The organism is Actinoallomurus vinaceus (genome assembly GCF_039542055.1).
Classification (GTDB): domain Bacteria; phylum Actinomycetota; class Actinomycetes; order Streptosporangiales; family Streptosporangiaceae; genus Actinoallomurus; species Actinoallomurus vinaceus.
On record NZ_BAABHK010000002.1, the window covers coordinates 436,201 to 450,322 of the forward strand.

Genomic DNA, 14,122 nt, shown 5'->3' on the forward strand with positions numbered 1-14,122 from the left:
CGACAATGCCGTGATCAAGCGAGCGGGGTCTGCTCGGTGACCCAGGCGGCGATCTGGGCGCGGGAGGTGAACCCGAGTTTGCGGAGGATGTGCTCGATGTGACCTTCGGCGGTGCGCTGCGCGATCACCAGTGACGCCGCGATCTCCTTGTTGCTCATCCCCTGACCGACGAGCCGGGCGATCTCCGTCTCTCGCCGGGTCAGGGGCGACCACCGGTCGGTCCCGCCGGATCGGACAGGCGCGGGCCCACGCTCCTCGAGGGCGTAGACGAGCGCCTCGTCATTGGAGAGCCTCGCGCCACGTTCGACGGCCGCTCGGAAGACCGCCCCGCCGAGGACCTCGCGCGTACGGGCCTCACATTCATCGTGGTAGCCCGCGAGATGGGCGTATCCCGGCAGCGACAGGCCGACCGCCTCCCAGACGTTCCGCAGGATGCCCAGCATCTCGGCGGCCCGCTCGTGATCCCCGTCGGTTGCGGCGATCCAGGCCAGCACCTCGAGGTTCAATCCGACCCCGAGTGAATCGCCGAGCGAACGGTTGAACCGCAGACTCTCCTGTTCCAGACGAGTGGCACGCCGCGTGTCACCCTCGCGCCAGGCCTCGATGCCGAGCGCCGTCATCGCGTACGCCTTCTGCCAGTGCGCTCCGTGGGCGTCGCAGACGGACATGCTCTCCTCGGCGGCGGCGATGGCACGCTCCGCGTCCCCGAGGAAGGAGTACGCGAGGGAGAGCCGGGTCAGGGCCAGGACCTCGCCGAAGGGGTCTTCGGTGGCGCGATGGCGGGCCACCGCCTCCTCGAAGAGCCGGACCGCCGACGCGCCGTCTCCCTGGTGCATGGCGACCATTCCGGAGTAGAGGGCGACGTAGCCGAGGACCGGCTCCAGTCCGAGACCCTCCCCGAGGGCCCGGCTCTCGGCGAGCATCTTCGTGGCCGTGGCCTGATCGCCCTGGATGATGGCGAGCCAGCTGCACGCCCCCAGCGCCCGCGCCCTGACCTCGGTACGGCCGCTGTTGTCCGCGAGCCCCAGTTCGAGCCAGACGCGCCCCTCCCCCATGTGGCAGCTGGTGATCCAGTGGTGCAGGAGGTCGCTGGCCATGTCGATGCACAGCCCGACGTGTTCGGCGTGGCAGTACTCCAGGGCGGTGCGCAGGTTCGGGTGCTCCACGCGCAGCCGGGTGAGGAGTTCGATCTGCCCCGGGCCGAACATCCGGGCCTTCGCCTCCCGCGAGAGCCGCCGGTAGTAGTCGCGGTACCGCCGTTTCACCGCTGGTTCCTCCCCCGAGGCGGCGAGCCGCTCCCGGCCGTACTGCCGGATCGTGTCCAGCAGGCGGTAGCGGACGCCGCACGGGTACTCATCGCGGACGAGAACGGACTTCTCCACCAGGCCGATGATCAGGCCGATGATCTCGTCACGCGAGATGCCGTCCCCGGAGCAGATCTCCTCGGCCCCATCCAGGTCCAGGCTGCCGGTGAACACCGAGACGCGCGCCCACAGCAGGCGCTCCCTCTGGGTGCACAAGGAGTAACTCCAGTCGATCAGGGCGCGGAGCGTCTGGTGCCGGGGCGCGGCGGTCTTCAATCCCGTGTTGAGCAGCCGGAAGCGGTCGTCCAGCCGGTCCAGCAACTGCTCGACGGACAGCGCGCGCAGCCGCACGGCGGCGAGCTCGATGGCGAGCGGGAGGCCGTCCAGGCGCCGGCAGATCCGTTCGACGACGTCCCGATTCCGGTCCGTGAGGGCGAATCCCGGAATCACCGCCTCGGCCCGCTCGGCGAAGAGCCGGACGGCGTCGGACGTCGTCGACGTGCCGTGCCGCGGCCCGTCCGGCAGGGACAGCATCGGAACGGTGAACGTCTGCTCGCTGAAGATCCCCAACGGTTGCCGGCTGGTGGCCAGGATCCGCAGCCCTGGAACGGCGGGCAGCAGCGTCTGCGCCAGTACGGCGGATTCGTGGATGACATGCTCGCAGCTGTCCAAGATCACTAGCATCTGGTCGCCGCACAGCCGCTCGACCAGTACGTCGACGGGCCGCCGTGCCGAGTGGTCCTCGATCTGTAGCGCGGCGACCAGGGCCTGGGGCAGCAGCGTGGGATTGTCCAGCTCCGCGAGTTCGACCAGCCAGACACCGTCGGGGAAGCCGCGCCGCACCTCGGTGGCGACGCGGAGCGCCAGCCGGGTCTTCCCGACACCGCCCGGACCGGTGAGGGTCACCATCCGCGAGGCGGACAGGAGGCGCTTGACCTCGGCAACCTCATGCCGACGTCCGATGAAACCGGTCACCTCGGCGGGGAGCCCGGGATCAGTCCTCCGCCTCGAGGTGCTCGATGTGGCAGTGGTCATCGTCGCCTCGTATCGGCTCCGCGCTCGCCGTCGACTGAGACGAGCCGACATCCTCACCCTAATCTTCCTCGTATCCCGGGCGCCACCAGCGCGTACACCCCCGCCGCCCTGGGGTGATTCCGGTGAAACCAGGCCGTCCGTCCGGCAAGATGGGGCGCGTCATGCGCGTCGATGATCTGCTGAACGAGATCGAACCGCTGACCTACAACCGGCGCTGCGAGCGGCTGGCGGGGCTGCGCCGCCTGGCGGGCGACCCCGCGCTCGCCGTCCTGCTGGACGGGCTGGGCGCTCGGCCGCCGCGCCTGCGACGTCGCCCCGATCCAGGACGCGCTGCGGGCGGCGCTGGACGCCCCCAGTGACTCCGTCCTGCGGGAGGTGATCGGGCTCTGGCTCGCCCCGCCGCGCACCCGGGGCGAGCGCGTCGCGGCGATCGTCGAACGAGATCCGTCGGCGGTGGCGATCCCCGCGGTCCTCGCCGCCATCGCGTGCGGGCGCACCGACCTGCTGCACCTCGTACTGACCGGGAACACCCCGGCAGGCCGGTTCCAGCGCGCGGACGTGACCTACGTGCCGCTCGCGGACGGTCGTGGGTCCGGCGCTGGACGGGCCGGCAGCGCGACGCCTACCTCGCGCTCCTCGAACGCGCCGCGGCATCGCCGGGCGTGCCGGAAAGTCAGCGGGCGGCCGCCGTCTCGGCCATCGCGCACGTCCCCGGGACGAACGCGACGCGGCTGCGGCCCTACCTCGCCTCGGAGGGCTACATCCGCCGGGTGGCGCTCACCGCCGTCGCGTGGACGGCGTCGCCGCAGGACGTCCTGCCGGACCTGCTCGCGCACGCCTCCTCGGACGACGCGCACGTCGCCGTGTACGCCGCGAGCCGGGCCGCGCGCTTCGTACCACCGTCGGCGCTGGCGGCCGCGCTCGGGCCGGTCCTGACCGAAGGAAAGATCACCGCGCGGAAGGAAGCGCTGCGGATCCTGCTGCGCGACCGGGTTCCGGAGGCGATGGACCTGGTCACGGCGGCGTGGGAGGACCCCGGCCAGCATCGCGACGTGCGCGCGGCGATCGTCTCGGCCGTCCGCGAGCGCCTGGCCGAGCCGGCCGCCCGGCGGATCCTGGCCGAGGCCGCCGAGGGGCCGCGGGACCTGGCCCGCCAGGTGCTCGGCGCGCTGCCGCTGCAGATCGACGAACGGTTCCGGACGGAGTACGCCGCGCTGGTGGTGCGCGTGGCGCGGTCCGCGGACCCGGAGGCGCGGGACGCGGCGCTGACCGCCGTTCCGGCGTGGGCGCCCTGGGCGCCGGACGCCCCGGCCGTGCTCGCCGCCCTGATCACCGACCTCGGCGAGACGCGGAGCTGGCGGCGGGCCCTGTCCGCGCTCGTCGGTTGCGTGGCCGAGGGCGCCGGTGCGGCGGAGCTGCGCACGGTCGCGGCCGAACTGGGCGCCGCGCCGGATCTGCCCGACGCCGCGGCCGACCGTGACCTTCCCGCCCTGCAGCGGCTGACCGCGCTGGTGGACGCCGTCCGCGGCACCGCCGCGCGCGACCGCGACGGCGCCGATCGTGCCGTCCGCGCCGTGGACGGGCGCCTGCCCGAGCCCCTCGCGGGCGAGCTCACCGCCGCCGCCCTGCGGTGGGACTCCCCCGGCGCCGCCGAGGCCGTCGACGCGCTGGCCGACCGGTGCACGGGCGGGCCACTGGCCGTACGGCACGTCGCGGACGCGCTGGCCGGGGGGCCGCTCGAGGGGCGCCATCCCCGCGCCGGCGCGGTCTTCGCCCGGCACGATCTGCCCGATCCGGACCAGGTGTACCCGCACGCCGCCCGGCTCGCCGCACGCGGCGACCTGGCCGGCGGCCTGTTCGCGTGCGCGCTCGCCGAGCGCCACGGTCCACGCGCGGGCTGGCCCCAGACGTGGCGGGACCTGCTGCGCGGGCTGCGCGCCCACACCGCACCGGACGTCTCCTTCGTCGCGAGGACGATCCACACGGCGCACGAATGACCTCACCGCCCCCACCGGGAGCCGGTGGGGGCGGCAAGCCATCGCATCGCCGCGGCCTACCCGTGGCCGCGTGGTCTCACGCTCACCGCATCGATTAGGCGGACTGATCGCTGCATTAAGAATTCGTTCTTGTTCCACTTCGGCGCGGCTCATCAAACTGAATTCCACCGGCGGACTCGCTCCACGAATTCCGGTTTCACGTTCTCGAACGGCTAAGGCGAAAGAGGAACATGCGAAAGTCAGCGACGACGAAACCGCGACCGCGGCCCGCCCCGGAGACCGCCGAGGGCACCCGGATCACGGCCGCTGCAGGGACCCGGATCACGGCGGCCGTCCGAGGCACCCGCGTCACGGCGGCCGCCGGACGGCGGAGATCCGGTGGAGCGACGCCGAATCTGCGGTGCGCCGTCGATCAGTAGCCGCTGACCTGCGGCCAGTGCAGCTCGACGCCCGACCGGACGAGCCGGTCCTGGTAGTCGGCCAGCAGCTCGTCCTTCTTGCGGACGGCGTGCGGCGTCGCGGCGGTGTCCAGGCAGAACGCCGCCAGGGTCCCCGCCGCCTCGCCGATGTTCCATTCGACGGGGTGCAGGCGATAGGCGCCGTTGCTGATGTGGGTGGTGCCGATGTTCTTGGCCGCCGCGAGGAGATTGTCCATGCGCCGCGGGATCAGGGCGCCGAGCGGGATCTCGAACGGCGAGCAGCCCACGTCGATGTAGTTGTCGCCGCCGGTCGAGGGGTGCAGGTCGATCCGGTACATGCCGACTCCCACCGAGTCGCGGTAGCGGACGGCGCCCTCGTCGCCGCGTACGGCGAGGGACAGGTCCTGCTCGGGGACGGTGTAGAGGGCGCGGACGCGGCGCGACTCCCGGATGTACGGCGCCTGGGCGAGGCCGTCGGTGCCTCCGGTGATGTCGCCGCGCAGTCGCAGGCCCGGGTAGCCGGTGCCGCCGTCCGGCCGCGGCGCCTCGGTCTGCATCCAGTACAGCGCCGATCGCGACAGCTCGCGCGCGGCCTCCAGGTGCCGGTCGGCGTCCGGGACGTCGATGATCGAGCCGTCGAAGTAGTCGATCATCGGCCAGTTCACGAGCGTGATGTCGCTGGCGTAGGCGCCGTCCTCGAAGTTGCGCCGCGCGGCGATCCGGCGGAACGTCCACAGGTCCAGGTCGCCGCCGAAGCGCCGCTGGTCGCCGAGGACGTCCATCGGGTCGCCGTCCGGGTTGGGCGTGAAGGACCGCTCGACGGGCTCCAGCGTGCGCGGCACCGGTGCCCGCCAGGACAGCAGGCGGTCGCCCCAGAACTCCGGCTGGTACTCCCGCCAGTGGTCGTAGGTCCTCGGCCGCTCGATCGTGTGGTCGCCATCGACGTGGTCGATGGCGAAGCACACCGAGATGGCCTGCATGTTCTGCGGCTGGGCCGCCGCCGGCGCGCTGGGCTCGCCGGTCTCGGCCTGCGACTCGAAGCCGGTGACGTACTCCGTGCCCGTCAGGGGCAGCAGCTCGCCGGTCTCGGTGGCGTCCAGCACGTACGGGGCTGAGACGGTCACCCGCGCGCCCGTGTCGCGGTGCGCCAGGGTCACGGCGGTCACGCGGTCGCCGTCGACGTCCGCCCCGGCCGGCCGGTACGGCTGGAGAACCCGCAGCCGGCCCGAGCCGCGGTAGGGGGCGAGCATGGCCTCGATGACCGCGACCGCGACGTGGGGCTCGTGGCAGAGCCGGCTCACCCAGCCGGCGCCGGGGTTCAGCTCGCCCCAGGCGCGAGCCCGCCCGGTCAGGGGGTAATGGTCGCGGTAGTAGCCGCGGATGCCGTCGCGCAGCGCGCGGTAGCCGGCGGTGACGCCGAAGCGCTCGACCCAGGTGTGCTCGTCCGGCGGAACCGCCTGGCTGGTGAGCTGGCCGCCCAGCCAGTCGTACTCCTCGGTCAGCACGACCGAACGGCCCGCCTTCAGCAGCGCCAGCGCGGCGGCGACGCCGCCCAGTCCTCCGCCCACGACGAGGACATCGGTGCGAATCTCCATTTGGGGGAAGGCTCCTGTGAACGGCCGCCCGCCGGCTCGGCGACGCGCGCGGGGACGGGGGAACGTCCGGCGTGCAAGGGGCGACGTCATCGGGTGGGGATGCGTAACTTTTTGACGTCGCCCCCAGCATACCCCGGGGTCGTCACCGTGGGTTGACCGACGCCGCCGAACAGTGATCATCGCCGGCGGGCGGCCGGCTCATCGCAGATTGTGCTTGTCCACCCATGCGGCGATGGCCGCGGCGATCGCCTCGGGCTGGTCCTCCTGGACGTGGTGCCCGGCGACCCCGTGCCGGGAGATCTCCAGGTTCGCGATGTGCTCGGCGCACCAGTCGACGCTGTCCGGGCCGGTCATCGCACCGGGGCCGGGTTCGAAGGCGAGCAGGAGCTTGGGAACGTCGGCGCTGGTCGCCAGCCACTCGTCATACCGCTCGACTCTGGCCACCACGTCGGCGGGCCGTCCGTCCAGCGGCATCGCCCGCGCCCACTGCAGGATCGGCCGACGGCTCTCCGGCGTGGGATAGGGCCGGCGGTACTCCGCGAGGTCCTCCTCGCTGAGAGGGGTGGCGGCGCTGTTCGGCAGCGCCTGGTCGATGAAGGCGTTCTGTTCCAGGATCAAGGACTCCCCCACCCCCTCCGTCTTGATCGTCTCGAACAGCGCGCGGCCGGCCTCGGGGAACTCCCCTCCGTACATCGGCTTCAGGATCGTCTCGGCGAAGGCGACGCCGCGGACCCGCCCGGGATGACGGGCGGCCCAGTCGAAGGCGAGCGCACCACCCCAGTCGTGTCCGACCAGCACGACGCTCTCGAGGTCGAGGGCGTCGAACCAGGCGTCCAGGTACCGAGCGTGATCATCGAAGGTGTAGTCGATGTCCGGCTTGCCGGAGTCGCCCATGCCGATCAGGTCCGGCGCGAGACGCCGACCGGGATCACCGACCGCGGGCAGGATGTTCCGCCAGAGGTAGGACGACGTCGGGTTCCCGTGCAGGAACACCATCGGGACGCCCGTTCCGACCTCCCGGTAGAAGATCGTCGAGTCGAGAACGCGCTGGATGGGCATGGCAGAACCTCTTCCTCATCGATTGCGACCCGGTTGAGTCAGTTGACTAACTTACACGAAAATGACATGACCGGAATAGGGCATCGCACTGGTACAAGAAGATCACTAGCTGTAATCTCTTGGGCTCACGAGAGCCCCCTGGGATCCTCGCCGTCCGATCCGTGCCCGGAAGGACGCAGGCGCGTCGATCGTTTCGCCGAGTCCCCGCCCCACCGTTCCGAACAGGAGCCCGTGTGACCTCCGATTCCTTCGCCACCGGTCCCTCGTCGGCGCCTCCGGGTTGCCCGGCCCACTCCGGTCCGGCCCCTTTGTACGGGCCGGAGTTCGCCGCCGACCCCGCGCGGACGTACTCCCAGTTGCGCCGGTACGGCGCCGTCGCCCCGGTGGAGCTCGCGCCCGGCGTGCCGGGCATGCTCGCCATCGGCTACGAGGCCGCGCTGGAGGTGCTGCGCGACCCGATCACGTTCCCGAAGGACCCCCGCCGCTGGCAGGCGACCGTCCCGCCCGACTGCCCGCTCCTGCCGATGATGGGCTACCGGCCGAACGCCCTGTTCTCCGACGGCAGCGTCCACGCCCGCCTGCGGGCCGCGGTCACCGACAGCCTGGCGCGCGTCGACCCGAACCTCCTGCGGGGCTACGTCGAGAGCAGCGCCGATCTGCTCATCGGGCGGTTCGCGGCGAACGGCGAGGCCGATCTGATCACCGAGTACGCCCGCATCCTGCCGCTCCACGTGTTCAACTCGCTGTTCGGCTGCCCGCCGGCGATCGGCGACCGGCTGGTCGAGGGCATGAGCGGGATCTTCGACGGCCTCGACCCGGAGAAGTCGAACATGATCCTGGGCGAGGCCATCATGGAGCTGGTCGCCCTCAAGCGCTCCCGGCCCGGCGCGGACGTCACCTCCTGGCTGATGGCCCACCCGGCGCGGCTGACGGACGAGGAGATGCTGCACCAGCTCGTCACGCTCCTGGGCGGCGGTACCGAGCCCGAGCAGAACCTGATCGCCAACACGATGATGCTCCTGCTGTCCGACGACCGTTTCGCGGGTGACCTGTCGGGCGGCAGCCTGCCCGTCGAGGACGCCCTCGACGAGGTGCTGTGGACGGACCCGCCCATCGCCAACTACGCGGTGACCTACCCCCGGCAGGAGACCGAGCTCGCCGGTGTCCGGCTGCCCGCCGACCAGCCCGTCGTCGTCAGCTTCGGCGCCGCGAACACCGATCCGTCGCTCTCGACGGATCGCCGGGCGGGTAACCGGGCACACCTGGCGTGGGGCGCCGGGCCGCACACCTGCCCGGCGCAGGGCCAGGGCCGCCTCATCGCCTCCATCGCGGTCGAGAAGCTCCTCGACGGCCTCCCCGACATGGAGCTCGCGGTTCCCGCCGACCGGCTGACGTGGCGGCCGGGCATGTTCCACCGCGCGCTGACCGCGCTGCCGGTCCGCTTCCCTCCCACGTCGGTGTCGTCCCGGCCGAGCCCGGCCCCGGCGATGAGCCGGCCGGAGCCGCCCGCCCCTTCGGCGCCGATGCCGCCGGCCGCCGAACCACGGCAGGTCGCCGCGGCGGGCGCGGAACGGCCCCGCTGGTGGAGCTCCCTCGTCGGCTGGTGGCGCGGGCGATGACGCCTCAGGACCCGTCCCCGGCGTCTCGCAGGGCCGTCCAGACCCGGTCGGGGGTGAGGGGGACCTCCCCGATGAAGACGCCGAACTCGGTGAGAGCGTCGCTGACGGCGTTGGCGATCGCGGCCGCCGGCGCGATCGCCCCGCTCTCGCCCACCCCCTTCGTACCGTGGACCGTGTGCGGGGACGGCGTCTCGAGGTGATGAACGCGGATGCGCGGGACGTCCGACACGCCCGGGACGAAATAGTCGGTCAGTGAGGTCGCCCGGGGCCGGCCGTCGCCGTCGTAGATCAGCTCCTCCAGGAGCGCGGTGCCGATGCCCTGGGCGACTCCGCCGACGATCTGATCGTCCACGATGAGGGGGTTGACGACGGTCCCGCAGTCCTCGACGACCGCGTAGTCGAGGAGCCGGACCAGCCCGGTGTCGATGTCCACCTCGACCACGGCGGCGTGCGTCGCGTAGGTGAAGGCCCCCGTCTGCACGTCCGGCCGGTAGTGGCAGGTGGCCTCCAGCCCCGGCTCGATCTCGGCCGGGATGCGTTCGGGGCGGAGGAGGAAGGTCCGGGCCAGCTCCCGCAACGTGATCGACGCGTCGGAGGCGGCGATCCGGCCGTCGGTGAACCGGAGCTCGTCGGCCGGGCGGTCGAGCAGGGCCGCGGCGACCCGCAGCGCCTTCGCCGCGAGCGTGGTCGCCGCGCCGTACGCGGCGCCGCCGGCCATGACGATGCTGCGCGAGGAGAACGTCCCGTCCCCGCGCGGGGTCAGGGCGGTGTCGCCCTGGACGACGGCGACGGCGCCCGGGTCGACGTCGAACACCTCGCCCACCACCTGGGCGAGAGAGGTCTCCAGCCCCTGGCCCAGATCCTTGATCCCGCAGGCCACGGTGAGCGTCCCGGTGGCGTCCAAGGCGATGCGCGCGCTCTCGGCCCCAAACGTGATCGGCATGCCGCGGCTGGTCCACTCCGCGATGCCGTGGGCCGTCTGTTCGGTGAACGCGGCGTACCCGACGCCGATCCGGGCGCGTTCCCGCGGGTCCGCCTGCCGCTGCCGGTGTCGCCAGGCGTCGTGCCCGATGAGCTTCGCCGCCTGGCGTACGGCCTCGGGGTAGTCGCCGCTGTCGTAGACCTTGCCGGTCACCGAGGTGTAGGGCATCTGCTCCGGGCGCACCATGTTCCGGACGCGCAGGTCGTACGGCTCGGCGCCCAGGCGGCGTGCCAGCTCGTCAACGGTGCGCTCGATCGCGAAGCAGGCCACCGGACGGCTGACTCCGCGGTACGGGCCCAGTGGGGCCTTGTTCGTCGCGACCGTCGTGCTCGTGAACCGGTAGTCGCGGATCCGGTACGGGCCGGGGATCATCGCCGCGGCCATGGTCGCGTCCATCGACGCGGTCCAGGGCCAGATGGAGTAGGCGCCGGCGTCGGCCACGATGTCCGCTTCGACGGCGAGGATCTCACCGCTCGCCGAGGCGTGGGCCGTGACCCGTACGCGGTGGCCGTGCGCCTGGGTCGCGGCGACGAGGTGCTCCCGGCGGCTCTCCACCCACCGGATCGGATGGCCGCACCGGAGCGCCACGGCCGCGACCGCCAGCTCCTCCGGATACAACGACACCTTGGCGCCGAAGCCCCCGCCGATGTCCGGCGCGATCACCCGGAGGCGCCGAACCGCCGGCTCGAGCCGCTCGGCCAGAGCGTCGCGGAGGACGTGGGGGAACTGCGTGGCGGAGTAGACGACCAGCTGGTCCAGGCCGGGGTCGTAGTGGGCGATGACGCCCCGGCACTCCAGGGGCGCACAGGACTGCCGGGCGAACCGGTACTCCCGCGTGATCGACAGGTCCGCCGCCCGCGCGGCGGCATCGACGTCGCCGAAGGAGCGCGCGGCGCGGACGTAGACGTTGTCGGGCCAGGAGTCGTGCACGAGCGCGGGCCGCTCGGCCAGGGCCTGGTCGAGGTCGCCGACGGCCGGGAGGGCCTCGATCCGCACGCCGACACGGTCGGCGAGGTCCGCCGCGGCCGCCCGGTCGTCGCCCAGGACCATCGCGATCGGCTCGCCGACGTAACGCACCGTGTCCGTGGCCAGCGGCGGATAGGCGGCAGCCCGGAAGCCCGGCAGGGCGGCGGTGGCCGCCACGGGACGCACCGACGCGCCCAGGTCCGCGGCGGTCCAGCAGGCGCCGGGCGGCGTGTCCGGGGGCGGCAGCACGTCGAGCAGCCGGCCGTGCGCCACGGGGCTGCGCACGAAGACCGCGTCCCGCATGCCGGGCAGCGCGATGTCCGCGAGGAAGCGGCCCTGGCCGCGCAGGTGGCGGGCGTCCTCGACGCGGAGGCACGCGGCGCCGATGCCATAGCGGGACGGCGACGAGACGGACGGTCCCGCCGAGCGCGCGTCGCTCATGGCGTCCTCCTCGGCCACCGGACGACCGAGGCGTGTCGTCCGGCGACGCCCCGGCACCGGAGCGTACGGCCGGGGGCCGATGTGTGCGGGGCTCGGCGCGGACCACGCCGTTCATCCCCGCGGAGAACCGCAGCGGGTCACCCATTTCACGCCTGGTAAATTGTACCGTACAGCGAGTGATCAACGGGATTGCCGAGTTCGATCGATCGTGTGCCCATGACGTGCGCCGAGGGGCGAACGCCACGCAGCCGCAAGGGCAATCTTCCGGCCGACGTGACGAGTTTCGTCGGACGCCGGGACCTCTTGGCCGAGGTCCGGCGTCTGCTGTCGCGCTCACGCCTGGTGACGCTCACCGGCGTCGGCGGTGTCGGCAAGACCCGGCTGGCGCTCCGCGCCGCGTCCGATCTCGATCGATCCTTCACGGACGGCGCGTGGCTGGTCCAGCTCGCCGGGCTGGAGGATCCCGAGCTCGTCGCCCTGACGGCCGCCGTCACGGTGGGCGCCTGCGACCACTCGACCCGGCAGCCCCTGGCGAGTCTCACGCAGTACCTCGAGGACCGGCGGCTGCTTCTGGTCCTGGACAACTGCGAACACCTTCACGCCACCTGCGCCTCGGTGGTCGACGACCTTCTCCGGCAGTGCCCGGGCGTGCAGGTCCTCGCCACCAGTCGTCAGTCACTCGGCATCGCCGGCGAGTACATCCTCACGGTGCCGCCGATGTCGGTCCCCCCGCCCGATCAGGAGCCGCAGGCGGCCGACCTCACCCAGAGCGAGGCCGTGGCGCTGTTCCTCGACCGCGCCGAAGCGGTGGTGAACGATTTCGCGGCCGACACGCGATCGCACGTCACGGCCGCCCGGATCTGCCGGCGCCTGGACGGGATCCCTCTCGCGATCGAACTCGCGGCCGTACGGCTGCGCGCCCTGTCGGCCCAGCAGATCCTCGACCGGCTCACGAACCGGTTCGAGTTGCTGACCTCCGGCTACCGCACCGCGATGCCGCGCCAGCAGACCCTGCGCGCGCTGATCGACTGGAGTCACGCGCTGTGCTCGGTGCCGGAGCAGACGCTGTGGGCACGGCTGTCGGTGTTCGCCGAGCGCTTCGACATCGAGGCCGTCGTGGCGGTGTGCGCCGACGAGACGCTGCCGCCGGAAACGCTGCACGATCTGCTGTCCGCCCTGGTCGACAAGTCGATCGTGGCGCGTGAGCCGTACGGCGATGAGGTGCGCTTCGTGCTGTTGGAGACGCTCCGCGAGTACGGGCAGGAGCGCCTGGCCGAGTCCGGTGAGCTGCCGATGCTGCGGCGGCGGCACCGGGACTGGTACCAGCGGATCGCCGAGCGCGCCGAGCGGGAGTGGTTCGGTCCGGCCCAGCTGGAATGGCTGGCCCGCCTGCGGTCCGACCTGGCCAACCTGCGCTCCGCGTTGAACTTCAGCCTCACCGAGGCCGGCGAGGTGGCGGCGGGACTGACCATCGCGGCCGCCCTGCGCTTCTACTGGGTCGGCGGTGGCCTGTTCCACGAAGGACGGCACTGGCTCGGCCGCCTGCTCGCCGCCGACACGACACCCGGCTCGATCCGGGTGAGGGGCCTCTACGTCGACGCCTACCTGGCCCTGCTGCTCAGCGACCGGGCCGCCGCGATCGGCCGGATGCGCGAGGTCGACACGCTCGTACGGGAGCTCGGCGGCGGCTCTCTCCCTGAGGCCGATACCGGCTACATCGCGCAGGTCCTCGGCCTGATCGCGCTGTTCGGCGGCGATCCGACCGGCGCGGCGCCACTGTGCGAGCAGGCGCTCGTCCATCACCAGGTCGCCGGGGACGAGGCAGGGGTGATCCACGACAAGATCGAGCTGGGCCAGGCCCTGTCCCTGCTGGACGAGCACGACCGCGCCCGGGAGCTGTACGAGGAGTGCCTGGCCGAATGCGCCGCCTCGGGCGAGCGCTGGCTCCGGTGTCTGGGCCTGTACGCTCTCGCGATCGCGCTGTCGCGTCAGGGTGAACATCGGCGCGCCGTCGCCGCGGCGCAGGAGAGCGTTCTGCTCAAACGGCCGTTCAACGATGCCGTCGTCAGCGGTCTTGCCGTCGAGGTGATGGCCTGGAGCACCGTCGCGGACGGCCGGGTCGAGCGTGGCGCGCGCCTGCTGGGCGCGGCGGAGGCGATCCTGCGAGCGATCGGGGCACGCCTGTCGACGTTCGGGCATCTCGTCGCGGAGCACGAGATGGCTGCGGCCATGGCGCGTCGCGTGTTGGGGGACACCGCCTACGACACCGCCTTCCGCGAGGGCGCGGAGCGCACCATGGAGGAGGCGCTCGACTACGCGCTGGAGGTCGCGGCCGACCGGCGCGGTGCTCAGGGCCGCGCTCGCCCGGTCACTCGCTCGGCGGCCGGCCCGTCCCACGCCGACGACGTGTCGCCGTCCGGCCCCGTGCCGGGGGCCCACCTCGGGGACACCGTGCCCGGGCCTGCCGCCACCGTCGGCGCCCTGACCCGGCGTGAGCGGCAGATCGCCGAGCTCGTCGCCACCGGCATGCGCAACCGTGACATCGCCGCGGAGCTGGTGATCGCCACCCGTACGGCGGAGGGCCACATCCAGAACATCCTGAAGAAGCTGGGCTTCACCTCGCGCTCCCAGATCGCCGCCTGGGTCACGGCGCAGCGGCAGGACGCCGCCGACCGTCCGCAGGACGAGACGCGACCGTGAGATCG

Annotated in this window: 8 protein-coding genes; 4 read left to right on the top strand and 4 right to left on the bottom strand. The window is 72.5% G+C overall.

All coding sequences use genetic code 11. The annotated features are described in order from the left end of the window. Positions 1–14: 14 nt before the first annotated feature. Positions 15–2,339 carry an ATP-binding protein gene (locus ABEA24_RS08120; RefSeq protein ID WP_345430046.1) on the bottom strand — a complete coding sequence of 775 codons (2,325 nt, stop codon included), beginning with the start codon at positions 2,337–2,339 and terminating at the stop codon, positions 15–17. A gap of 161 nt (positions 2,340–2,500) precedes the next feature. Here ABEA24_RS08120 and ABEA24_RS08125 point away from each other — a divergent pair, with 161 nt between their 5' ends. Together ABEA24_RS08125 and ABEA24_RS08130 are read left to right on the top strand one after the other, a co-directional pair. Next, positions 2,501–2,698, top strand: coding sequence for a hypothetical protein (locus tag ABEA24_RS08125; RefSeq protein ID WP_345430047.1), 198 nt, complete (start codon positions 2,501–2,503; stop codon positions 2,696–2,698). A gap of 303 nt (positions 2,699–3,001) precedes the next feature. Continuing rightward, positions 3,002–4,336 (top strand): hypothetical protein, encoded by a 1,335-nt coding sequence (locus tag ABEA24_RS08130; protein WP_345430048.1) that lies wholly within the window; start codon positions 3,002–3,004, stop codon positions 4,334–4,336. A 412-nt stretch (positions 4,337–4,748) separates the two neighbouring features. Here ABEA24_RS08130 and ABEA24_RS08135 read toward each other — a convergent pair whose 3' ends face one another. Beyond that, complete coding sequence (locus tag ABEA24_RS08135) at positions 4,749–6,350, bottom strand: FAD-dependent oxidoreductase (RefSeq protein ID WP_345430049.1); 1,602 nt, start codon at positions 6,348–6,350, stop codon at positions 4,749–4,751. A 198-nt stretch (positions 6,351–6,548) separates the two neighbouring features. Next, positions 6,549–7,409 (bottom strand): haloalkane dehalogenase, encoded by an 861-nt coding sequence (locus ABEA24_RS08140; protein ID WP_345430050.1) that lies wholly within the window; start codon positions 7,407–7,409, stop codon positions 6,549–6,551. A 233-nt stretch (positions 7,410–7,642) separates the two neighbouring features. Between ABEA24_RS08140 and ABEA24_RS08145 the strand changes: the two genes are divergently transcribed. After that, positions 7,643–9,028: a cytochrome P450 gene (locus ABEA24_RS08145; protein ID WP_345430052.1), complete on the top strand. Its 1,386-nt coding sequence runs from the start codon at positions 7,643–7,645 to the stop codon at positions 9,026–9,028. Positions 9,029–9,032: 4 nt separating this feature from the next. Here ABEA24_RS08145 and ABEA24_RS08150 read toward each other — a convergent pair whose 3' ends face one another. Further along, positions 9,033–11,417: a xanthine dehydrogenase family protein molybdopterin-binding subunit gene (locus tag ABEA24_RS08150; RefSeq protein WP_345430053.1), complete on the bottom strand. Its 2,385-nt coding sequence runs from the start codon at positions 11,415–11,417 to the stop codon at positions 9,033–9,035. 216 nt (positions 11,418–11,633) lie between these two features. Here ABEA24_RS08150 and ABEA24_RS08155 point away from each other — a divergent pair, with 216 nt between their 5' ends. After that, positions 11,634–14,117 carry an ATP-binding protein gene (locus ABEA24_RS08155; RefSeq protein ID WP_345430054.1) on the top strand — a complete coding sequence of 828 codons (2,484 nt, stop codon included), beginning with the start codon at positions 11,634–11,636 and terminating at the stop codon, positions 14,115–14,117. Positions 14,118–14,122 lie beyond the last annotated feature (5 nt).

Coding starts and splice junctions, on each gene's coding strand:
- ABEA24_RS08120 (WP_345430046.1), bottom strand. CDS start 2,339: ATGACCACTGCCACATCGAGCACCTCGAGGCGGAGGACTGATCCCGGG.
- ABEA24_RS08125 (WP_345430047.1), top strand. CDS start 2,501: ATGCGCGTCGATGATCTGCTGAACGAGATCGAACCGCTGACCTACAAC.
- ABEA24_RS08135 (WP_345430049.1), bottom strand. CDS start 6,350: ATGGAGATTCGCACCGATGTCCTCGTCGTGGGCGGAGGACTGGGCGGC.
- ABEA24_RS08140 (WP_345430050.1), bottom strand. CDS start 7,409: ATGCCCATCCAGCGCGTTCTCGACTCGACGATCTTCTACCGGGAGGTC.
- ABEA24_RS08150 (WP_345430053.1), bottom strand. CDS start 11,417: ATGAGCGACGCGCGCTCGGCGGGACCGTCCGTCTCGTCGCCGTCCCGC.
- ABEA24_RS08155 (WP_345430054.1), top strand. CDS start 11,634: ATGACGTGCGCCGAGGGGCGAACGCCACGCAGCCGCAAGGGCAATCTT.